The 20,591-nt window shown below is 72.9% G+C and carries 20 protein-coding genes; 6 read left to right on the top strand and 14 right to left on the bottom strand.

All coding sequences use genetic code 11. The features are described from left to right. Positions 1-152 precede the first annotated feature (152 nt). The 4 genes from CHR28_RS18110 to CHR28_RS18095 form a co-directional block, all read right to left on the bottom strand. Positions 153-518 (bottom strand): hypothetical protein, encoded by a 366-nt coding sequence (locus CHR28_RS18110; protein ID WP_094054685.1) that lies wholly within the window; start codon positions 516-518, stop codon positions 153-155. 124 nt (positions 519-642) lie between these two features. Beyond that, the gene (locus tag CHR28_RS18105; protein WP_094054684.1) at positions 643-1,857 is read right to left on the bottom strand and encodes a helix-turn-helix domain-containing protein; all 1,215 of its coding nucleotides are present in this window, start codon (positions 1,855-1,857) and stop codon (positions 643-645) included. A gap of 319 nt (positions 1,858-2,176) precedes the next feature. Beyond that, the gene (locus tag CHR28_RS18100) at positions 2,177-2,635 is read right to left on the bottom strand and encodes a MarR family winged helix-turn-helix transcriptional regulator (protein ID WP_094054683.1); all 459 of its coding nucleotides are present in this window, start codon (positions 2,633-2,635) and stop codon (positions 2,177-2,179) included. Beyond that, on the bottom strand, positions 2,632-3,249 hold the full coding sequence (locus CHR28_RS18095) for a DJ-1/PfpI family protein (RefSeq protein WP_094054682.1): 618 nt from the start codon (positions 3,247-3,249) through the stop codon (positions 2,632-2,634). The genes CHR28_RS18100 and CHR28_RS18095 overlap by 4 nt, the downstream gene beginning before the upstream one ends. Positions 3,250-3,422: 173 nt before the next feature. On the opposite strand from CHR28_RS18095, the gene CHR28_RS18090 reads away from it, so the two are divergent. The 3 genes from CHR28_RS18090 to CHR28_RS18080 all read left to right on the top strand — a co-directional run bounded on the left by CHR28_RS18090 (position 3,423) and on the right by CHR28_RS18080 (position 6,385). Continuing rightward, entirely contained in the window at positions 3,423-4,778 is a 1,356-nt protein-coding gene (locus CHR28_RS18090) for an aspartate aminotransferase family protein (RefSeq protein ID WP_094054680.1), read from the top strand. 117 nt (positions 4,779-4,895) lie between these two features. Continuing rightward, positions 4,896-5,597: a GntR family transcriptional regulator gene (locus CHR28_RS18085; protein ID WP_094054679.1), complete on the top strand. Its 702-nt coding sequence runs from the start codon at positions 4,896-4,898 to the stop codon at positions 5,595-5,597. A gap of 137 nt (positions 5,598-5,734) precedes the next feature. Further along, positions 5,735-6,385, top strand: a complete 651-nt coding sequence (locus CHR28_RS18080) for a hypothetical protein (protein ID WP_094054678.1) — start codon at positions 5,735-5,737, stop codon at positions 6,383-6,385. Positions 6,386-6,394: 9 nt separating this feature from the next. Here the strand turns inward: CHR28_RS18080 and CHR28_RS18075 are convergent, their stop codons facing one another. Next, positions 6,395-6,688 carry a hypothetical protein gene (locus tag CHR28_RS18075; protein ID WP_094054677.1) on the bottom strand — a complete coding sequence of 98 codons (294 nt, stop codon included), beginning with the start codon at positions 6,686-6,688 and terminating at the stop codon, positions 6,395-6,397. Positions 6,689-6,837: 149 nt separating this feature from the next. Then, on the bottom strand, positions 6,838-8,121 hold the full coding sequence (locus tag CHR28_RS18070; RefSeq protein WP_094054676.1) for an adenylosuccinate synthase: 1,284 nt from the start codon (positions 8,119-8,121) through the stop codon (positions 6,838-6,840). Positions 8,122-8,307: 186 nt separating this feature from the next. Here CHR28_RS18070 and CHR28_RS18065 point away from each other — a divergent pair, with 186 nt between their 5' ends. Next, positions 8,308-9,174 (top strand): diacylglycerol kinase family protein, encoded by an 867-nt coding sequence (locus CHR28_RS18065; RefSeq protein ID WP_094054675.1) that lies wholly within the window; start codon positions 8,308-8,310, stop codon positions 9,172-9,174. Positions 9,175-9,220: 46 nt separating this feature from the next. Here CHR28_RS18065 and CHR28_RS18060 read toward each other — a convergent pair whose 3' ends face one another. Then, a complete protein-coding gene (locus CHR28_RS18060) occupies positions 9,221-9,724 on the bottom strand; it encodes a GbsR/MarR family transcriptional regulator (RefSeq protein WP_094054674.1) in 504 nt (167 codons plus the stop codon). A 74-nt stretch (positions 9,725-9,798) separates the two neighbouring features. Between CHR28_RS18060 and CHR28_RS18055 the strand changes: the two genes are divergently transcribed. Both CHR28_RS18055 and CHR28_RS18050 read left to right on the top strand, forming a co-directional pair. Further along, positions 9,799-10,695, top strand: coding sequence for an ABC transporter ATP-binding protein (locus CHR28_RS18055; protein ID WP_094054673.1), 897 nt, complete (start codon positions 9,799-9,801; stop codon positions 10,693-10,695). Next, positions 10,692-12,290, top strand: a complete 1,599-nt coding sequence (locus tag CHR28_RS18050; protein WP_094054672.1) for an ABC transporter permease — start codon at positions 10,692-10,694, stop codon at positions 12,288-12,290. Before CHR28_RS18055 ends, CHR28_RS18050 begins: the two co-directional genes overlap by 4 nt. A gap of 247 nt (positions 12,291-12,537) precedes the next feature. On the opposite strand, the gene CHR28_RS18045 is transcribed toward CHR28_RS18050, so the two are convergent. The 7 genes from CHR28_RS18045 to CHR28_RS18015 all read right to left on the bottom strand — a co-directional run bounded on the left by CHR28_RS18045 (position 12,538) and on the right by CHR28_RS18015 (position 20,276). Further along, positions 12,538-13,758 (bottom strand): cytochrome P450, encoded by a 1,221-nt coding sequence (locus CHR28_RS18045; protein WP_094054671.1) that lies wholly within the window; start codon positions 13,756-13,758, stop codon positions 12,538-12,540. 52 nt (positions 13,759-13,810) lie between these two features. Next, entirely contained in the window at positions 13,811-14,476 is a 666-nt protein-coding gene (locus tag CHR28_RS18040) for a response regulator (protein WP_094054670.1), read from the bottom strand. Further along, positions 14,473-15,810 carry a sensor histidine kinase gene (locus CHR28_RS18035; RefSeq protein WP_094054669.1) on the bottom strand — a complete coding sequence of 446 codons (1,338 nt, stop codon included), beginning with the start codon at positions 15,808-15,810 and terminating at the stop codon, positions 14,473-14,475. Before CHR28_RS18035 ends, CHR28_RS18040 begins: the two co-directional genes overlap by 4 nt. Before the next feature lie 226 nt (positions 15,811-16,036). Next, on the bottom strand, positions 16,037-16,720 hold the full coding sequence (locus tag CHR28_RS18030; RefSeq protein ID WP_094054668.1) for a response regulator: 684 nt from the start codon (positions 16,718-16,720) through the stop codon (positions 16,037-16,039). Further along, the gene (locus tag CHR28_RS18025) at positions 16,717-18,126 is read right to left on the bottom strand and encodes a sensor histidine kinase (RefSeq protein WP_094054667.1); all 1,410 of its coding nucleotides are present in this window, start codon (positions 18,124-18,126) and stop codon (positions 16,717-16,719) included. Before CHR28_RS18025 ends, CHR28_RS18030 begins: the two co-directional genes overlap by 4 nt. Next, positions 18,119-19,351, bottom strand: coding sequence for an acyltransferase family protein (locus CHR28_RS18020; protein WP_094054666.1), 1,233 nt, complete (start codon positions 19,349-19,351; stop codon positions 18,119-18,121). Before CHR28_RS18020 ends, CHR28_RS18025 begins: the two co-directional genes overlap by 8 nt. After that, positions 19,344-20,276 (bottom strand): alpha/beta hydrolase family protein, encoded by a 933-nt coding sequence (locus CHR28_RS18015; protein WP_256984298.1) that lies wholly within the window; start codon positions 20,274-20,276, stop codon positions 19,344-19,346. Before CHR28_RS18015 ends, CHR28_RS18020 begins: the two co-directional genes overlap by 8 nt. Between the last annotated feature and the right edge of the window lie 315 nt (positions 20,277-20,591).

Here is a 20,591-nt window from a genome sequence, read left to right as displayed (position 1 = left end):
CGGGCGAGTTCCGGTAACGCGTCGGGAGGCGTCGGGCCGGGCTCGGGGAAAGGTACGCTCACGGTGATCTCCTTCGCTGGTAGCGGATGGGGACGGCCCCGCCCGGCCGGGGTTCTTCGCGGGACTCACCGGCCGGGCGGGGAGCTTGAGATTTACGGCCAGCGCCCCTGGCGGACCAGCCGGTACAGGATCAGCCCGACCTCGCAGCGGCTCGCGTCGTCCGTGCACTGCTCGCACATCGGGGCGTGCTCGAACAGGCCGCGGTGCGCCCATGCGGATGCGCAGGACTGGCAGGCGCGAGGGAACCAGCTGCCTGCCGGTGACTTCTGCCCGCCGAGGTCGACGGCCGTCTCGGCGTTCAGCGGCCCGTCCTCGCACCAGACGCAGCAGGCGCCGCGTAGCTGGTCCTCGGTCGCGTCCGCGGCGGCGGGCAGCAGGGCGGCTACCACGCCGGCGGGTACTTCGAGGGAAGCTCTGGGCGATCCTGACGGCTGGGTTGCTGCGGCGGTACGGTGCATCGCGTCGACTCCTTGCAGTCGGCCATCCCCCGGGGCCGTGTCAGCGGTCGCCGGGGCGCTGTCCGGCTATGGAATCGCCGAGCTACACAGAGTGACAGGGATGTGACGTCCCAGTTTCGCGATGCTATTCGTCGACGCCCAGGAACTGCGCCAATGCTGCAAGTCCTGTGGGGTGGTTGGGCAGCGCCCACAGATCTCGAACGATCGCCACGGCCAACGTGTGGTGCTGCATCCAGGTCGGGGCCACACGGCGCAGGGATTCCAGGGTCTTCACTGCGCCGGCGGCGTCACCGATGTCCGTGTGAGCGCGGGCGACGTCGAGCAGCAACCACGTTCGCCATGACGGAGGCGTGTCCTTGCTGAGTCGCATGCCTTTGGCGATCGCCAACGCGTCATGCGGGTGGCCGTACTGGACGGCAAGCCGGACGCGTTCGATGCGGACCGATGAAGGGCTGAACACGCTCACCATGCGGTTGTCGCCGCTTTCGGGGAGCTGAGAGACACGCGCGGCCTCCTTCTCCGCTGTCTCCATCATCGCCGCTGCCCGCTCGTAGTCGCCGCTCCGTGCGGCCGAGGTGGCGGCGCTCATGGTGAGAGCCCCCCAGACCTTCAGGCCGTCGGCTGTTCCGCCGTGGCCCGCTGCCGCCATGTCGGCGGCGGCACGGAGGGCGATGTGCAACGCGTCCTCCAGACGTCCCTGCCTCTGGTACGTCCATGCGATGGAGTTGACGACCATCGGTAGCAGCAGAGGGTCAGACGATTGCCTCGCCGCATCTGTCGCCCGCTCCAGACTCGTCAGCGCGAGGTCCGTCTTGCCCATCCGTACCGCAACGTGCCCGGCGAGCTGGAGGGCCTTGCCCAGGGCCGCGAAACCCGCGCGGCGGTCGTGCTCTTCGCCCCACGCTGTGGCAGAACGCGCGTCAGCGATCAAATCCGGGAGTGCCTTCATCACGGCGTCGAACTCGGCGGCGTGGTACTGCGTCCAGCCGTCTGCGATGCGCCCGCGCAACTCGTCCAGGGTGAACTCGGGCCCCGGCGCCTGTGGTTCCGGGCCCCAGAGCACAGGCATGAGGGCCCGCCGCACGGCCACGAAGCGTGGTCCGTCGTTCTCACCGCTTGAGGAGACTGCCGGCGGATCGCCCAGGAGCGTGGTCAGCTCCACCCCCAGCCCGTTGGCCAAGGCGTGCAGCGTAGGCAGCCGTGCCGAGTGCTTCCGGCGTTGTTCGAGCTGACGGATCACATCGACGGATACGCCGGAACGGTCGGCCAGTTCCTCTTGGGTCAGGGAGGCCAGCCGGCGCAGACGGCGCAGCGTGCGCCCCAGGTCGTCATTTGCCACGTCGTCACGGTACGCCCACCCCTCGCGGGCGAGGAACGGCGAGAAGGCGTTTCCCGCTCCGTGAGCCTGGGCCGAGCACCAGGGCGGTCGCGTCGGCGACCGGCGTAGCGAACCAACCCGCGCGAGCCGATCCCGCCCACATGCGAGAGATCACGCAGGTGATGATCGCGGCCGGCCGGAAGACGCACGCACCGACCCGAGTTCGAGCACGATCACGACCGAGCCGTCCGGGCTTGCTGGTCGCTTCCGGCGCCTTCGTTCGCCGGGCGGGGCACACCTCGGCCGGTGCGGGGCCCGGGCCGGACGACCTGGGAGACGTCTACGGTTCCGTAACAGGCGGACCGGTCCCGTCGAGCACCTTCGACAGGCGTTCCAGCACCCGCACCGCCTCCGCCAGTTCCGCCTCCCCGAACTCCTCCGCGAGCCGGTCGGCGAAGGCCGCGTGCCCCGGGTCGATCCGGGCGATCGCCGCCCGGCCCTCCCCGGTCGGGGCGAGCAGCTTGGCCCGGCGGTGCGCCGGATTGGGCCGGTACTCCGCGAGACCGCGCTCCACCAGCAGATCGGCGATGCGCTGCACGCTCTGGCGCGTGATCCCCATGGCGCGGGCGATGCCCGAGACGGGCAGCGGCTCGCCGAGGACCGCGCCGAGCACCTGCCACCAGGCGGCGGTGAGCCCGGCCGGCCGGGCCAGTTCCTCCGCGACGGCGAGGAACTGGCCGTTCAGCCGGAACGCCCCGAGGGCGCTGCGGCTGAGCAGTTCCTGACGCTCCCGGCTCACAGCGCCCCGGCCTTCTCCAGCACGGCGTACGCCGACGCGTCGGAGTCGTGGAAGAGCCGGTACCAGGCGTCCAGCACCTCGCCCTCGTAGACCCCGAGCAGCCGCAGGATCTCCCGGGCGAAGGCGACGGGCTCGGTCGGGCCGGCGGTGACCAGGCCCGCGTCGGTGACGGCGTCGGTCTCGACGTAGCGCGCGCCGCCCGCGTAGCCGGTCGCGGCGAGGTAGAAGGAGACCGCGCTGGTGTGCGCCCGGTCGTCGAGCAGGCCTTCCCGGGCCAGTCCGGCGGTGGCGCCGCAGATCGCCGCGACCGGGACGCCCGCCGCCAGGAAGGCCCGGGCCGTGCGGGCGAAGGGCGCGAGGTCGTCGGAGGTGTCCCAGAGGTCGGCGCCCGAGAGGATCAGCAGGGAGCTGTCCTCGGGCCGCACGTCGTCCAGGGCCAGGTCGGGCCGGATGCGCAGGCCGCCGATGCTGGTGACGGGGGCAGTGGACGGGCCGACCGTGCGGATCTCGTGGCCGGAGCGGGCAAGGTGGGCCGTGGCGTGGCCGGTCTCCCAGTCGGCGAGGGTGTCGTAGACGGCGAGATGGACGGGCTTGCGGCCTGCGGTGGCGTTCATGGTTCCTCCTCGGACCCTGTGCCTTATGACAGCATCCTGACATCTCGACAGCAGGCTGTCAATCAATCGCCCCGCGCATCGCTCCCCGCATGGACAACCTGTCGCGGATTGCGTCCGACGCCAGACAGGCCGCCGATACCACCGCCCGCCCCCGCCCGCCTACGCTCGCCCGCATGACCCCTCAGCCGAACCCCGAAGCCGGCGCCGCCGTGAAGGCCGCCGACCGCGCCCACGTGTTCCACTCCTGGTCCGCCCAGGAGCTCATCGACCCGCTCGCCGTCGCCGGTGCCGAGGGGTCGTACTTCTGGGACTACGAGGGCCGGCGCTACCTCGACTTCTCCAGCGGGCTCGTCTACACCAACGTCGGCTACCAGCACCCCAAGGTCGTCGCCGCGATCCAGGAGCAGGCGGGCCGGCTGGCCACCTTCGCGCCGGCGTTCGCCGTCGAGGCGCGGTCGGAGGCGGCCCGGCTGATCGCCGAGCGGACCCCGGGCGACCTGGACAAGATCTTCTTCACCAACGGCGGCGCCGACGCCGTCGAGCACGCGATCCGGATGGCCCGGCTGCACACGGGCCGCCCGAAGGTGCTCTCGGCCTACCGCTCATACCACGGCGGCACCCAGCAGGCCGTGAACGTCACCGGCGACCCGCGCCGCTGGGCCTCCGACAGCGGCACGGCCGGGGTGGTGCGCTTCTGGGCGCCCTACCTCTACCGCTCGCGCTTCTACGCGCAGACCGAGGAGCAGGAGTGCGCCCGGGCGCTGGAGCACCTGGAGACGACGATCGCCTTCGAGGGCCCGTCGACCATCGCGGCGATCATCCTGGAGACCGTCCCGGGCACCGCCGGGATCATGGTCCCGCCGCCCGGCTACCTGGCCGGGGTGCGCGAGCTCTGCGACCAGCACGGGATCGTCTTCGTCCTGGACGAGGTCATGGCCGGGTTCGGGCGGACGGGCGAGTGGTTCGCCGCCGACCTGTTCGGCGTCACGCCCGACCTGCTGACCTTCGCCAAGGGCGTGAACAGCGGCTATGTGCCGCTGGGCGGCGTGGCGATCTCCGGCGCGATCGCGGACACCTTCGGGAAGCGGCCCTACCCCGGCGGTCTGACCTACTCGGGTCACCCGCTGGCCTGCGCCGCCGCCGTGGCGACGATCGGCGTCATGGCGGAGGAGGGCGTGGTCGAGAACGCGGCCCGGCTGGGCGCGTCCGTCGTCGAACCGGAGCTGCGGGCGCTCGCCGAGCGGCACCCGAGCGTCGGCGAGGTGCGCGGCGTGGGCATGTTCTGGGCGCTGGAGCTGGTGCGCGACCGCGAGACGCGCGAGCCGCTGGTGCCGTACAACGCGGCCGGGGAGGCGAACGCGCCGATGGCCGCCTTCGCCGCCGCCGCGAAGGCGGGCGGCATCTGGCCGTTCGTGAACATGAACCGGACGCATGTGGTGCCGCCCCTGACGGTCAGCGAGGCGGAGCTGAAGGAGGGCCTGGCGGTCCTGGACGCGGCACTCTCCGTCGCCGACGAGTACACCGCGTAAGCAGCTGTAAACCCGTCAGTAACCGACATACTCGCGTCCCATTCGAACGCGTAAGGTGGCGTGCTCGTAGACATATACGCGCACGCCACCCGAACGCGACGAGGAGACGCCCTGACCATGCCCGGCAGCACCGGCACCGGCGCCGTGATGCGCAGCACCCTGCGCCAGCAGATCGCCGACGCCCTTCGTGACGAGGTGCTCGCCGGACGGCTCCAGCCGGGCCAGGAGTTCACGGTCAAGGAGATCGCCGAGCAGTACGGCGTCTCCGCGACACCGGTCCGGGAGGCGCTGGTCGACCTCTCCGCCCAAGGGCTGCTGGAGGCGGACCAGCACCGCGGCTTCCGGGTCCACGAGTACTCGGTCGAGGACTTCCGCGGCATGATCGAGGCCCGCGACCTGGTCATCGAGGGGATGTTCCACGCCCTGCTCACCGGGCAGCGCGCCTCCATACGGACCGACGACCCCCGCGTGGCGGCGACCCTCACCGGGGTCCGGCGGCGCGGCGAGGAGGCCCAGCGGGCCGCCGCGGCCGGTGACCTGACCGTGCTCATCGGCTACGACCTGCGCTTCTGGCGCGAGCTCGCCGCGGTCTTCGGCAACCCCTACCTGGGCGACTTCCTGCACCGGCTGCGCGTGCGGACCTGGGTGTGCGCGGTGCAGTACCTGCGCCGGCTCAGCGACCTGCGCGGCGAGCTGTGGGCGGGCCACACCGAACTGGTCGACGCCCTGAGTGCCCGCGACACCGACACCGCCCGGGCGATCATCGCCGGCTACAACACCCACTCGCTCGCCCTGATCGAGCGTCTTGCCTCCGGATGACCCGCGTCGCAGCTGTTCGTATGGGTATGGGACATGCACGGCAGGCGCCGTGACCGTGCCGCACCGCTACTCTTCCCTGACCACGTGCTACCCGACCACCGTGCTACCCGACCACCGCGCTGAGCGAGGAGCCTTCTTTGGCCTGTGATCTGTGGCTGGTACCGCTCGTCGACGTGTTGTGCCACACGCCCGACAACCCCTTCGCCGAGGAACTCGCGCAATACAACAAGGTGCTCGCCGAGGCCGGGCTGCCGCCGGTGCCGGTGTACCAGTACATGCCGGGGCTGTCGGGCGACGTCGCCCCGGTCGCGGGCTTCGACTACGACGCGCTGCACTTCCTGCGCCGCGCCTATCTGCTCCAGGTGTGCGGCCTGCCGGTGACGCCGGTGGACGAACTGGGCGGCGACTACGAGCAGTTGCTGGAGATGTTCGAGTCGACGGCCCAGCAGTCCCACCTGGTCTGGCACTACGACCACGCGGGCGCGTACGTCCCCGTCGACTTCCCCAGCCCGCTCGCCGACGACGAGCTCCTCGCGGGCGGCGGCCCGCTGGGCTCCTCGCACGCGCTGCTGCGGGAGCTGGAGGTGGTCGCGCCCGCGATCGGCATCGACCCGGCCAATCCGCCGGCGGCCCCGCAGCCGCCGCTCGCCCCGACGGAGCTGGAGGAGCCCGCCGTTCCGGCCCCGCACGACCCCAGCCCCTTCGCCCGCGAACGGCATGTCTGGCTCGGCCTGCACGCGGCCGTGACCCGGAGTCTGGCCCAGGGGTCGATGATCGTCTTCAGCTGAGCCGGCGTGTCAGCGGCCCAGCTGGGCCAGGCCCTTCTGCACGTCGTCGACGTTCATCACCGGCGTGTAGGTGATCTCCGCGCCCAGGTGGAGGAAGAACGGCTCGCTGAGCACCGGCATCTGCGAGCTGTCCTGCATGTCGAAGACCAGGTAGGCGGTGCGCTTGCCCTGGTCGGAGGTGAAGTAGGCCGCTTCCGGCTTGATCTGCTCCAGCGACTCCTGGAGCAGCTTGCCCATGGTGCCGTTGCGGATGGCCTCGTTGGCCTTCTCCGTGTCCATGCGGGCCTTGAGCAGTACGCGCATCGCACTCACCTTCTTCTCGTCGACGCACGTGAGGGGTGTGGATTTCAGCCTATGCCCGTTCCCGGCGACTCTCCTCACGGACGGCGCCGGCCGCCCCCGTGAGCTCGGGGGCGGCCGGCGGACGCGCGCACATCAGGGTGGAGCGTGGGCTAGATGAAGGAGTTGATCTCGATCGTCTCGTCCCGGCCCGGGCCCACGCCGATCGCGGAGATCGGGGCGCCGGACATCTCCTCCAGCGCCTTGACGTACGCCTGGGCGTTCTTCGGCAGGTCGGCGAAGGTCTTCGCCCTGGAGATGTCCTCGTTCCAGCCCGGGAGCATCTCGTAGACCGGCTTGGCGTGGTGGAAGTCGGTCTGCGAGTAGGGCAGTTCCTCCACGCGCCTGCCGTCGATCTCGTACGCGACGCAGACCGGGATCTGCTCCCAGCCGGTGAGGACGTCGAGCTTGGTGAGGAAGAAGTCGGTCAGGCCGTTCACGCGGGTCGCGTAGCGGGCGATGACCGCGTCGAACCAGCCGCAGCGGCGGTCACGGCCGGTGGTGACACCGCGCTCGCCGCCGATGCGCCGCAGCGCCTCGCCGTCCTCGTCGAACAGCTCGGTCGGGAAGGGACCGGCCCCGACCCGGGTCGTGTACGCCTTGAGGATGCCGATCACGCGGCTGATCTTCGTCGGGCCCACGCCCGCGCCCGTGCAGGCGCCGCCCGCGGTCGGGTTCGACGAGGTGACGAAGGGGTACGTGCCGTGGTCGATGTCGAGCAGGGTGCCCTGCCCGCCCTCGAACAGCACGACCTTGTCCTCGTCCAGCGCCTGGTTGAGGACCAGCACGGTGTCGGCGACGTAGGGCGCGAGCTTGTCGGCGTAGCCCAGCAGCTCCTCGACCACCTGCTCCACGGCGATGGCCCGCCGGTTGTAGAGCTTGGTGAGCATCTGGTTCTTGACGTCGAGGGCCGCCTCGACCTTCTGCGTCAGGATCGACTCGTCGTACAGGTCCTGGACCCGGATGCCGACACGGTTGATCTTGTCGGCGTAGGTCGGGCCGATACCGCGTCCGGTGGTGCCGATCTTCCGCTTGCCGAGGAAGCGCTCGGTCACCTTGTCCACCGTCACGTTGTACGGCGTGATGATGTGCGCGTTACCGCTGATCAGGAGCTTGGACGTGTCGACGCCTCGCTCGTTCAGCCCGTTCAGCTCGGAGAACAGGACCGACGGGTCGACGACGACGCCGTTGCCGATGACCGGCGTGCAGCCGGGGGACAGGATTCCGGAAGGGAGGAGGTGGAGGGCGTACTTCTGGTCGCCCACGACCACCGTGTGGCCTGCGTTGTTACCGCCCTGGTAACGCACCACGTAGTCGACGGATCCGCCTAGCAGGTCCGTCGCCTTTCCCTTGCCTTCGTCACCCCACTGAGCACCGAGCAGCACAAGTGCGGGCACGCGCGTACACCCCTTCCGGGCGGGGCATGTCCATGGTCGAGGGCGAACGCGGAGCTTGAGCAGCCGCGTGCACCGCGACCGCCGTTGGCCGCCAACCGTCGGACCGGATGCCCCGGAATAGACGAAGCCCCTGGCGCAATAGCGCAAGGGGCTCTTGCACAAAGATGCTACCCGAGGAAGCGAGGCATGGCCGAGGTGGCGACTTCCGCGACGTCCGAGCAGCTGCTGGTGGTGGTCGACCCGGTCGCCCGTCGGTCGGACGGCGAGTCCGTACGGATCGCGAAAGACGTGCTCGGAGCGGGTGCGTCGATGAAGGTGTGCCTGCCGGACGACCCGGAGGAGTTCGCGCGGGCACTGCGCCGCCGGGGCTCGCGGCGCCCGGTGGTGGTGGGCGACGACCGGGCCCTGATCCGCGCGGTGGCGCTGCTGCACCGGCACCGGGAGCTGGCCGGATGTGCACTGTCGGTGGTGCCCGTCGGCGGCGCGCTCTCCCTGGCGAGGTCGCTCGGGGTGCCGACGGGGACGGTGGCGGCGGCCCGGGCCGTGCTGGACGGTGCGGAGCGGCGGATGGACCTGCTGGTCGACGACAGCGACGGGGTGGTGCTCGGCGCGTTGCGCATACCGCCGGTGACGGCCGCGCCGCAGGAGGCGGAGCCCGAGGCCGCCGATCCGGGCCGCCCCTGGCTGCGCACCTGCCAGTCCCTGGTCCGCACGCTGGTGCCGGCCGCCCGCCCGTCCCGGCTCGCCGCCGAGCCCGGGCCCGGGCCGTCCCGGCTGCGGGTCGAGGTGGACGGGGAGACCCTCGTCGACCTCGACCAGCCGGTGGAGGCGGTGTCGGTGGCACCGGGCGCCGACGGGACCGCGTCGGTGGAGGTCAGGCCGGTGTCGGTGGGGGCGGAGGCCTCGCCCCTGCTCGCGGAGGGCCGGACGGTGACCGTCTCGGGCGCGCACTTCCGCTACCGCGCGGACGCGGTGGTGTCGGGCCCGGTGCGGACCCGCACGTGGGTGGTGAGGGAAGGGGCGTGGGGGCTGACCTTGCCACCGGGGGCGTGACTCGCGGGGCGCGGGCTCGGACTCGGCCCAGGTCTCGGACCCGGTCTCAGCCCCGGTCCGGGCCGAACGTCTTCTCCCGGTGGGCGCGCCAGCGTTCCATCATCGCCACGACCTCGACCTCGACGAACTCGAAGAACGCCAGCGTCTCGGCCATCCGACGGCCGGCGGGCGTGTCGGGGCCGAGGCTGGCGACGCCCTCACGCAGGGCGCTCTCCCAGCGCTTGATGACGGCTTCCCGGTTGGTCAGGGCCTCGTACCACTGGTCGCCGTGCACCCGGTAGCGCTCCCGTCGCGAGCCAGGCTCCCGCTCGCGCGACACCATGTGCGTCTGGGCCAGGTAGCGCACCGCCCCGGACACCGCCGCGGGGCTGATCCGGAGCTGTTCGCTCAGCTCGGCGGAGGTCAGCACGCCTTTGTCGGAGGAGAGCAGCGCGGCGAAGACCCGGGCGGGCATCCGCGCCATCCCGGCCTCGACGAGCTGCGCCGCGAAGGACTCGACGAACCTCGACACCGCCTCCACGTCCCGGCCGCCACCGGCTGATTCCGTCATGCGGCTCACCCTATCCGCGATTCATACGCTTTCTTAACTTCACAAATTTCTGAAGTAAGCGTAACTTCGCCGGCATGACGAAGGCCATCACCGTCTCCGGACTGCACAAGTCCTTCGGACGGACGCACGCGCTCGACGGACTGGACCTGGAGGTTGCCTCCGGCGAGGTCCACGGCTTCCTCGGCCCCAACGGCGCCGGCAAGTCCACCGCCATCCGCGTCCTGCTCGGCCTGCTGCGCGCCGACTCCGGTGCCGCGCGGGTACTGGGCCGCGACCCGTGGTCGGACGCGGTGGAGGTGCACCGCCGCATCGCCTACGTCCCCGGCGACGTGACACTGTGGCGCAACCTCTCCGGCGGCGAGGTCATCGACCTCTACGGCCGCCTGCGCGGGGGCCTCGATCCCCGGCGCCGGGCGGAGCTGGTCGAGCGGTTCGAGCTCGACCCCACCAAGAAGGGCCGCACCTACTCCAAGGGCAACCGCCAGAAGGTCGCCCTGGTCGCCGCGTTCGCCTCGGACGTCGACCTGCTGATCCTGGACGAGCCGACCTCGGGCCTGGACCCGCTGATGGAGGAGGTCTTCCAGCGGTGCGTCGCCGAGGAGCGCGACCGGGGCCGTACCGTCCTGCTCTCCTCCCACATCCTCAGCGAGGTGGAGGAGCTGTGCGACCGGGTGAGCATCATCCGCAAGGGCCGCACCGTCGAGAGCGGGTCCCTCGCCGATCTGCGCCATCTGACCCGCACCAGCGTCGTCGCCGAACTCGCGGGCCCGCCGAACGGGCTGGCGGGCCTGCCCGGCGTGCACGACCTCGACGTGCGGGGGCGCCGCGTCCGGCTCCAGGTCGACACCGACCGGCTGGACGGCGTCCTGCGCTCGCTGACCGCGTCGGGCGTGCGGTCGCTGACCTCGACGCCGCCCACGCTGGAAGAACTGTTCCTGCGCCACTACCAGGACGAGGCGGCCGTCCGATGACGACCCTCGCGGTCCGCTCCGGCGGCACCCGGCAGCTGACCGGGACCACCACACTGCTGCGGTTCGCGCTGCGCCGCGACCGGCTGATGATCCCCGTGTGGACCGGGGTGAACGCGCTCATGGTCCTGTCCATGCCGGGCACCCTGGAGGGCCTGTACGGCACCCCTGCCGAGCGGGCCGGACTGATCCGCCAGATGGAGACCAACTCCTCGCTGCGCGCCATGGTCGGCCCGGTCTTCGGCGACTCCCTGGGCGCCCTGACGGCCTGGCGGGTCGGCGTCTACGCCGGTGTCCTCGCCGCCGTCCTGGGCTTGCTGGTCGTCGTGCGGCACACCCGGGACGAGGAGGAGAGCGGCCGTCAGGAGCTGATCGCGTCCGGGATGGTGGGCCGCCGGGCCTCCCTGACGGCCGCGCTGCTGACGGCGGCGGTCGCCAACGGGGCCCTGGCCCTGCTGCTGACGGCCGGTCTGGCCGGTCAGGGAGTGACCGGGGCGTTCGCTCTCGGCGCCGGCATCGCGGGCGTCGGGATGGTCTTCGCCACGACGGCGGCGATCGTGGCGCAGCTGACCGAGAGCGCGCGGCTGGCCCGTGGGCTGACGGCGGCGGTGCTGGGCGCCGCGTTCGTGTTGCGCGCGGCGGGCGACTCGGCGACCGACGACGGTTCCTCGGTGCTCACCTGGCTGTCACCGCTGGGCTGGCTGGAGAACCTGCGCCCCTACGCGGGCGAACGCTGGTGGGTGCTGGCGCTGCCGGCCGCGTCCGTGCTGCTCCAGGGGACGGCGGCCTACGTCCTGGCCGGCCGCCGCGACATCGGCATGAGCTTCCTGCCGACCCGGCCCGGTCCGGCGACCGGCCGCCTGGGCAGCGCGGGCGCACTGGCCTGGCGGCTGCAGCGGGGCGGCGTGCTCGGCTGGGGCATCGGCTTCTTCCTCGCCGGTGTGGTCTACGGCGGCATGACCGAGAGCGTGGCGGACCTGGTCGGCGACAACGACAACGCCCGGCGCGTCATCGAGCGGATGGGCGGCCGGTCCGGCCTGACCGACGCGTTCCTGGCGTCGATGGCCGGCATGCTCGGGCTGGTCGCGGCCCTGTACATCGTCGCCTCGGTGCTCCGCCTGCACGGCGAGGAGACCTCGGGCCGGGCGGAACCGGTCCTGGCGAACGCGGTGGGCCGCCTGCGCTGGGCCGCCGGCCACCTGGTCATCGCCTTCGGCGGAGCCGCGCTGATCATGCTCCTGGCCGGCCTCGGCCTCGCCGTCGGCCACGGCAGGCAGACCGGGCCGGTCCTGGCCGCCTGCCTGGTGCAGCTCCCGGCGGTGTGGGTGATCGGCGGGGTGACGGTCTTGCTGCACGGCATGCTGCCCCGGGCGGCGACGGCGGCCTGGGGCGTCGCCGGGGCGGTACTGCTGCTCGGCTGGGTCGGCCCCGCTCTGGACGTGCCGCAGGCGGTGCTGGACCTCTCGCCGTTCGGTCACCTGCCGAAGCTGCCGGGCGGGACGATGGCCTGGGGGCCGGTGGGCACGCTGACGGCACTGGCGGCGGCCCTGGTGGCCGCGGGACTGACCGGGCTGCGCAGGAGGGACCTGTCGACGTGACGGGCAGGCCGGTCACTCGGCCCGCTTGGCTCACCAAGCCGGCCGGGCCGGGCTGAGCCGGCCCGCCCAGCTCACTCGGTTCGCCGCTCAGCGCCTGCCGGGTCCGCCGGGTCCCACGGGCCAGGTCTCGCAGGTCCGGCGGGCCGGGTCCCAGGGGTCCGCCAGGTCCCGCGGGTCCGCCGGGTCCGCTCAGGACACTGGGCCCACGCGGCCCGCTCAGCACGCCCCCGTGATCAACCTGTCGAGGTCAGTCCACCTCGACGTTCAGGCCCTCCAGGCCTCTGATCACGAAGTTCGGTTTCCGCTGCGGCTCGGCGGCGAGCCGGAGTGCCGGCGCCTTCTCCAGCAGCGCCCCCATCGACGCCGCCAGCTCGATACGGGCCAGGGGCGCGCCGATGCAGTAGTGGATGCCGGCGCTGAAGGAGATGTGCGGGTTGTCGGCGCGGGCGAGGTCGAGGCGGCCAGGGTCGGCGAAGACCTCCGGGTCGTGGTTGGCCGAGCCGAAGAGCAGGGCGATCTCCGCTCCGCGCGGGATCGTCGTGCCGCCGATCTCGATGTCCTCCAGCACCCAGCGCTCGAAGAGCTGCAGCGGGGTGTCGTAGCGCATCAGCTCCTCGACCGCCGAGGGGACGAGCGTGTGGTCGGCACGCAGCCGCTCCAGCTGGGCGGGGTTGCGGAAGAGGGCGTACCAGCCGTTGACCGTGGCGTTCACCGTCGCCTCGTGGCCCGCGTTGAGCAGCAGGACGCAGGTGGAGATCATCTCCTGCTCGGTGAGCCGGTCGCCCTCGTCGTGCGCCGCGATCAGGCCCGAGACGAGGTCCTCGCCCGGCTCCTTGCGGCGGGCCGCGATCAGTGCGCGCAGGTAGTCGGAGAACTCCACCGACGCCCGGACCGCCCGCGCCGCCGTCTCCCGCGACGGATTCAGCTCGTACATCCCGCAGATGTCCGCCGACCAGGGGCGCAGCGGGGCCCGGTCGGACTCGGGGATGCCGAGCATCTCCGCGATCACCGCCACCGGGAGCGGCTCGGCGACGTCCTTCAGCAGGTCCCCGCCGCCCCGCTCGACCAGGGCCGCGGCGAGCTCGTCGGCCAGGCCCCGCACGTACGGCTTCAGCCGCTCCACCGTGCGCGGGGTGAACGCCTTCGACACCAGGCGGCGGATGCGGGTGTGGTCCGGCGGCTCCAGGTCGAGCATGCCGTGGTCGTTGAGCGTGTGGAACGGCTCGTGCTCCGGCGGGGGCGGGGTGCGGCCGAACTCCTCGTGGCTGAAGCGGTGCTGGTATGTCCGGCCGAGGCGCCGGTCGCGCAGCAGCGCCGACACGTCCGCGTGGTGCGGGACCAGCCACTGGCCGGTGGGCTCGAACCAGTGCACGCGGCCCCGGGCACGCAGCTCGGCGTAGGCGGGGTACGGGTCGGCGAGGAAGGCCGGGTCCCACGGGTCGAAGCCGAGATCGGAAACAGCTGCCATGAACGGACGCTAGCCCGGCTCCCCCCACTCTGACCAGGGGCGGCACCCCGCGTCACCCCGGCGTCACCAGCCGTGCCTCGTAGGCGAACACCGCCGCCTGTGTGCGGTCCCTGAGGCCCAGCTTCACCAGGATCCGGCTGACGTGCGTCTTGATCGTCGACTCGGCCACCACCAGCCGCTCGGCGATCTCCGAGTTCGACAGGCCCTGTGCGATCAGCACGAGCACCTCCGTCTCCCGCTCGGTGAGATCGCCGTAGGCCGCCTGGGCGGAGGGCAGCAGGCGCGGCCTCTCGGACAGCTTGGAGAACTCGGTGATCAGGCGCCGGGTCACCGAGGGGGCCAGCAGCGCCTCCCCGGAGGCCACGACGCGCACCCCGTCCGCGAGCTGCCGGGCCGAGGCGTCCTTGAGGAGGAAGCCGGAGGCGCCGGCGCGCAGCGCCTGGTAGACGTACTCGTCGAGGTCGAACGTCGTGAGCACCAGCACCTTCGCCGCGCCGTCGGCGGCGACGATCTCGCGGGTCGCCTCGATGCCGTTCAGCTCGGGCATGCGGATGTCCATCAGCACGACGTCCGGGCCCAGCTCGCGGACCTTGGCCACGGCCTCCCGGCCGTTCACCGCCTCGCCGACGACCTCGATGTCCGGCATCGCGTTCAGCAGGACCGAGAAGCCTTCGCGCACCATCATCTGGTCGTCCGCGATCAGTACGCGGATGGTCATGCCTCACCCTCGTCCGGCAGGGAGACCGGCAGGAACACCGTCACCTCGTAGCCTCCGTCCTCCGTGCCGCCCGCCGTCATCTCGCCGCTCAGCATCGCCACGCGCTCGCGCATGCCGGTGATGCCGTGCCCGGCGCCGGGCGAGGGCTTGATCAGGCTCGGGTTCGGCGGCGGGCCGTTGACTATGCGCAGGCCCAGGCCGCCAAGGACGTATCCGATCTCCACCCGGGCCGTCGCGCCCGGGGCGTGCCGCAGGCTGTTGCTCAGCGCTTCCTGGACGATCCGGTACGCCGACAGCTCCACGCCCTGCGGCAGCTCCCGCACCGCCCCGGTCACGGCCTTCTCCACGCCGAGCCCTGCCTCCCGCACATTGGCCAGCAGCCTGTCCAGGTCGGCGAGGGTGGGCTGCGGGGCGTCCGGGGCCTCGTAGTCCTCGGCGCGGACGACGCCCAGGACGCGGCGCAGCTCGGTCAGTGCCGCGACCGCGTTCTCCCGGATCGTGGCGAACGCCTTCTCCAGCTCCGGCGGCGGGTTCTCCACCCGGTACGGCGCGGCCTCCGCCTGGATGGCGACGACCGACATGTGGTGCGCCACCACGTCGTGCAGCTCGCGGGCGATGGTGGTGCGCTCCTCCAGCAGCGTGCGCCGGGACCGCTCGTGCGCGGTGACCGTCTGCTGGGCGGTGACCTCCTGCTCCGCGTCCCGCCGGACGTGCCAGACGGTGACGGCGAGAAGGACGAGCGCGGAGACGACCAGCATCGGGCCGAGGTTGATGCCGAAGCGGCCTGCAGAGCCGATGAGCGTCATGACCAGGGTGCCGTAGAGCGCGGTCAGCGCCCACATCCAGGCGGCCGTGCGCGGCCTGGTGCGCAGGGCCACGATCGTCAGCACCGACAGGTGGCATGCGAAGCTGCCCGGCAGCCAGGGCCAGTCGCCCCATGTGTCGCCGAACGGTATCGCGAGCGGGGTGGCCGCCATGGACAGCCAGAACGCGCCGACCGGCCGGACCATGGTCAGCAGCACCGGGACCACGGCGAGCAGCCCGAGCATCAGGGCCACGCCTTGGTCGACCGTGGCGATGGCCAGGGTGAGCAGGGCGATCGCGCAGATCACCGCGTGCGGTGTCCAGGCCGCGTACTCGCGCAGGCGCCCGGGCAGCCGCCTGGTCAGGGGGCCGTCGACGCGCATGCGTGGCAGCAGGCGGTAGGCGAACGCGTCGTGTATCAGGTCCTGCCGCAGTCCGCGCAGGGCGTTCGCGGCCAGCCGGAACTCCGGGCTGCGCGGCTTGGCCCCGCTCCCCGGCGGCGTGGTCTGCAGGTGAGTCGTCTCGGTCACGTACAGAACGGTAGGCGTCGGCCCCGGTCGTGGTCGTCCCCAGTGAGAGGGGTTCCGCGGGGTCCCTCTCAGGTACTACGGGGGCCGGCGGTCAGCACGGTCGGCACCGGCCCGTCCGTCAGCACCGGTCTGTCCGTCGGCACCGGCCGTCCGTCAACACCGGCCGTCCGTCAACACCGGCGCGTCCGTCAACACCGGCCCGTCCGTCAGCACTAGCCCGCGTCCCTCAGTACCCCGACGGCCGCACCAGCCCCGACTCGTACGCGAACACCGCCGCCTGCGTGCGGTCCCTGAGGCCCAGCTTCACCAGGATCCGGCCCACGTGCGTCTTCACCGTCTGCTCCGCCACGAACAGGTGCCGGGCGATCTCCGCGTTGGACAGGCCCTGCGCGATCAGGGCGAGCACCTCCGTCTCCCGCTCGGTGAGGTCGCCGACGCGCTCCTTCAGCGGGGCCCGGGGTCTGCCGTCCAGCCGGGAGAACTCGGCGATCAGCTTGCGCGTGATCACCGGGGCGAGCAGCGCCTCCCCGGCCGCCACCACCCGGACCGCCTCGGCGAGCTGCTCCGACGAGGCGTCCTTCAGCAGGAACCCGGAGGCCCCGGCGCGCAGCGCGTCGTACACGTACTCGTCGAGGTCGAAGGTGGTCAGCACCAGCACCCGGATCTGCGGGTGCGCGGCGGTGATGCGCTCGGTGGCCTCGATGCCGCCGACGCCGGGCATGCGGATGTCCATGAGGACGACGTCCGGAGCGGTCTCGGCGGCCTTGGCGACGGCCTCCTCGCCGTCCCGGGCCTCGCCGACGACCTCTATGTCGGGCTGGGTGCCGAGCAGCACGGTGAAGCCCTGCCGGACCATGCCCTGGTCGTCGACGATGAGGACCCGGATGGGGTCGCCGGTGCCGCTCGTCATGGGGTCCTTCCCTCGCGGTCGGTGACGCGGTCGGTGACGCGGCCGGTGATGCGGTCCGCGCTGCGGTCGGTGCCCGGGGCGTCGGCGGGCGGGGTGTCCGGGAGGAAGGCGGTGACCTTGAAGCCGTCCCAGTGCCACGGGTGGGCCGTCATGGTGCCGCCGAGCATCGCCACGCGCTCGCGCATGCCGAGCAGCCCGTGTCCCGCCCCGGTCGACGGCGGCGGAGGCGCGGTGGGGCGGCCGTTGACCACCTCCACCTCCAGGCCGTCCGCCTCGTAGGTGAGCCGGACGGTGATGCGCGCGCCGGGCGCGTGCCGCAGGGCGTTGCTGAGCGCCTCCTGCACGATCCGGTACGCCGACAGCTCCACCCCGGGCGGCAGGGGACGCCGCTCACCGTTGATCTCGGTCAGGACCTCGCGGCCGGCGGCCCGGGTGTTCTCCACCAGCGTGTCGAGCCGGTCGAGCGTGGGCTGCGGGGTGTGCGCGCCGGTCGTGTCGCCCGGGGCGGCGGACTCCCCCGGCCCGGGGTGCTCCGCGCGCAGCACGCCCAGCACACGGCGCAGTTCCGTCAGTGCCTCCAGCGCGTTCTGCCGGATGCCGGCGAGGTTCTCCTTGAGCTCGTCGGGCGGGTCCTGCACGAGGTGCGGGGCGACCTGCGCCTGGATGGAGATGACCGACATGTGGTGGGCCACCACGTCGTGCAGCTCCCGGGCGATACGGCTGCGCTCCTCCAGCAGCGTGCGGCGGGTGCGTTCCTCGGCGGTGAGCGTGGTCTGTTCGACGAGCTGGGCCCGGGCCTCGCGGCGGCCGCGCAGGGCGGTGCCGACTATCACCACGACGGTGAACAGGGACAGGGCGAGCACGCCGGTGGTGTCGTACCGCGCGGCGCCCCGCAGGCTCTCCAGCACGTAGGTGAGCAGCGCGGTCAGGGCCAGGGCCGCCGTCGCGGCGCGGGTGGGGACCCGCAGCGCGAGCAGCAGCAGCACGAACATCTCGGCGATCAGGCCGGCCGCGGTCCAGGGCCAGGTGTAGGTCTCCGGGTCGAAGCCGAGCCGGCCGCGCACCGCCACGGCGCCCACCAGGAACGCGCCCAGGGACAGCCACCACGCCGGCACCGGCCGCCACAGGCCCAGGACCATGGCGCCGCCCTGCGCGCCCGCGATCAACAGGGCCGAGCCGGCGGCCAGATGGCCGTTGTCGGTCATGTCGCCGGCGCCGCCGACCGTCACCCCGAACGCCGCCAGGCACACGATCCCGTGCGGCAGCCAGCGCAGCCAGGTGGAGGGCGGCAGCGGATCCACCCGGACGGTCCACAGGTCCGCGCGCAGCACGCGCAGCCACCCCGTGACGCGCGCTCGCAGCGCGCGGCCCACCCCCGTGTCCCTCACCCGGCCCAGCCTAGACATGGCGCGCCGTCGCCGTCGTCCCCCGGTCGGACGGACGGTGCTCGCGCACCACCCGCGACCGGCGGTCCGGGCCCCCGCCCTCGACCCCGCCCCCGCCCCTGCCCCGCTCCAGGAAACGGAAGGCGGCCCAGCAGACGGCCAGGGCCGCGGCGAACACGGGCAGCCACAGCAGCCGGGCCCCGATCCAGCCCAGGCCGTCGGGCGGGGTGTGCAGCCCGGGGAGCCGGCCCGCGAGGAGGCCGGTGGCGGTCGTGGCCATCAGGGCCGTCTGGTGCCAGAGGAAGACGGTCATCGCCGAGAGGTTGACCAGCGCCACCGCCGCCCAGGCCACCGGCCGGCGCATCGCCCGCCGCAGCCGCTCGCGCAGCAGCAGGGCGATCCCGCACTGGGCCAGACCGAAGGTGACGACGGCCAGTGTCGGCGGGTCCAGGTTGGACACGCCCTCGCCCGGGACGCCCACCATCGACGCGGGGTAGCCCGCCCACGCCACGAGCGCCGCGGTCGCCGCCGCCCCCGCACCGAAGAGGATCCAGCCCGCGCGCGGGCGTTCCAGTTCGCCCCGGGTCCAGGCCGCGCCCAGGGTGTACGGCACGAGCCAGCCCGCGATCACGTTCACCCAGCCGAGCCAGTCCGGGCCGCCGAGGCCGAAGCGCAGCAGGTCCACGTGGAGGACGACGGCCAGCGGCCACAGCGGGTTGAGCCGGGCCAGCAGCGGGGTCGCCGCCGTCAGGACGGCGAACACCACGAGGAACCACAATGGGGACAGGGCCAGTTTCACCAGCGTGCGGACCGTGCCGAACTCCGCGCCCGACAGCAGCAGTGCCGTCGCGGCGACCGTCCACAGCCCGAGGACGGCCAGGACCGGCCTGCCCAGCCGGGCCAGACGGCCCGCCAGCCAGCTGCGGTACGGGATGCCCCGGGCGCGGGCCGAGGCGTGTCCCCGGGTGGCGACGTGCCCGCCGACCAGGAAGAACACGGCGAGGGTCTGGAACAGCCAGGAGACGGGCGCGAGCCAGGGCAGGTGCTGCAGGGGGCTGGCCGTGCGCAGGGTGCCGCTGTCGGCGACCAGGGCCGTGACCAGCCAGTGTCCGAGGACGACGCCGAGGACGGCGGCGGCCCGCAGGGCGTCCACCGCCCGGTCGCGGCCGGGCGGGGTGGCCGCGCCGACCCGCCGCGCACCGCGTCGCAGCCGGCCGCGGACGTCTCGTACGCGGAGGTCAGTCATGGGTCACCGCCTTCCTCTCGCCCAGGACGATCCGGGCCAGGTTGGTCAGGGAGGTCGAGCCGGGCCGGAAGTAGTCGCTGTGGCCGCCGTCGCCGGCCGCGAAGACGCGGGCGCGGAAGGCCGGGGAGACGGGGTCGGTGCCGAAGCCGACGGTGGTGCCGAACAGGTCCGCGCTGAGGTGCGGGACGTTCTCCACCCAGTCGTCGCCGCCGCGCGCCGCCCAGACGCGGGCCCGGGTGTGCAGGGAGGCTGCGGAGCCGGCGCCGGTGCCGGGGCTGCCGACGAGCGCGATGTCGTCGACGGCGAGATGGGGGGCGGCCCGTGCGCACACGACCGAGCCGTAGGAGTGGCACAGCAGCGCCACGTGCGTCTCGCGGCCGGCGACGGCCCGCAGCTGCCTCACGAGCGCCCGCAGGTGCGGGGCGGCCTCGTCCGCCCGGCCGGTCGTGGTGACCGTCGTGCTGAACGTGCCCGGCGTCTCGTAGCCCAGCCAGGCCACGACCGCCGTGCGCGTGCCCTTCGGGGTCTGCCGCACGAGCCGTGCGTGCAGGGCGGCGGCCGCCGCGTGGAACCGGCCGTAGGTGTCGATGCCGGTGTCGGAACCGGGGACCAACACGGCGACGCGGTCGGCCCGGGCGAGGTCGCCCAGCACCTCCGTCACGCGGCCGGAGCCGCGGCCGTCGAACGCGAGCAACTGCCGGCCGGGGGAGGCCAGTCGGCGGTCCGCCGCGGCCCGGTCCCGGTCGTGGTGGGCGGCGGCCATGCGGGCCGCCTCGGCGGCGTTGGCGCGGTTGGCCGCGTAGGCCTCGTCGAGTGTCGAGGCGTCGAGCGGGGCGAGGACGGCGGGGGCCGGTGCGGGTATCTCCGGCCGCGCGGCGGCGGACAGCGGGAACACCACCGCGGCGGTGACGAGGGCGGCGAGCACGGCCCGACACCACCGCCCGGCACGGGAGCGCCGCGCCTTGTGGTCACGACGGACCTTCGCCGCACGCCCTACGGCGTCGTCGAGGCAGGCTTTCGCGACGCCCCCCAAGGCATCGTCGAGGCAGGCTTTCGCGCGCCCCGCGGCGTCGTCACAGCGGACCTTCTCGGCGCAGCCCACGGCGTCGTCACGTCGGGACTTCGCGGCGCACCCCACGACATCGTCACGGCGGACCATCGCGGCGCGCCCCACGGCGTCGTCACAGCGGCGGACCTTCTCGGCGCAGCCCGCGGCATCGGCACGGCGGGCCTTCGCCGC

The sequence above is a fragment of the Streptomyces sp. XY006 genome (genome assembly GCF_002237655.1).
GTDB classification, from domain to species: Bacteria; Actinomycetota; Actinomycetes; order Streptomycetales; family Streptomycetaceae; genus Streptomyces; species Streptomyces levis.
The sequence above is the reverse complement of the archived record's forward strand: the minus strand, read 5'-3'. Positions and strand labels throughout refer to the sequence as shown.

Bases quoted from the DNA above. Each gene is read 5' to 3' on its own strand.
- CHR28_RS18110 (WP_094054685.1), bottom strand. From the start codon at position 518: ATGCACCGTACCGCCGCAGCAACCCAGCCGTCAGGATCGCCCAGAGCT.
- CHR28_RS18095 (WP_094054682.1), bottom strand. From the start codon at position 3,249: ATGAACGCCACCGCAGGCCGCAAGCCCGTCCATCTCGCCGTCTACGAC.
- CHR28_RS18090 (WP_094054680.1), top strand. From the start codon at position 3,423: ATGACCCCTCAGCCGAACCCCGAAGCCGGCGCCGCCGTGAAGGCCGCC.
- CHR28_RS18085 (WP_094054679.1), top strand. From the start codon at position 4,896: ATGCCCGGCAGCACCGGCACCGGCGCCGTGATGCGCAGCACCCTGCGC.
- CHR28_RS18075 (WP_094054677.1), bottom strand. From the start codon at position 6,688: ATGCGCGTACTGCTCAAGGCCCGCATGGACACGGAGAAGGCCAACGAG.
- CHR28_RS18065 (WP_094054675.1), top strand. From the start codon at position 8,308: ATGGCCGAGGTGGCGACTTCCGCGACGTCCGAGCAGCTGCTGGTGGTG.
- CHR28_RS18060 (WP_094054674.1), bottom strand. From the start codon at position 9,724: ATGACGGAATCAGCCGGTGGCGGCCGGGACGTGGAGGCGGTGTCGAGG.
- CHR28_RS18055 (WP_094054673.1), top strand. From the start codon at position 9,799: ATGACGAAGGCCATCACCGTCTCCGGACTGCACAAGTCCTTCGGACGG.
- CHR28_RS18050 (WP_094054672.1), top strand. From the start codon at position 10,692: ATGACGACCCTCGCGGTCCGCTCCGGCGGCACCCGGCAGCTGACCGGG.
- CHR28_RS18045 (WP_094054671.1), bottom strand. From the start codon at position 13,758: ATGGCAGCTGTTTCCGATCTCGGCTTCGACCCGTGGGACCCGGCCTTC.
- CHR28_RS18040 (WP_094054670.1), bottom strand. From the start codon at position 14,476: ATGACCATCCGCGTACTGATCGCGGACGACCAGATGATGGTGCGCGAA.
- CHR28_RS18030 (WP_094054668.1), bottom strand. From the start codon at position 16,720: ATGACGAGCGGCACCGGCGACCCCATCCGGGTCCTCATCGTCGACGAC.
- CHR28_RS18025 (WP_094054667.1), bottom strand. From the start codon at position 18,126: ATGTCTAGGCTGGGCCGGGTGAGGGACACGGGGGTGGGCCGCGCGCTG.
- CHR28_RS18020 (WP_094054666.1), bottom strand. From the start codon at position 19,351: ATGACTGACCTCCGCGTACGAGACGTCCGCGGCCGGCTGCGACGCGGT.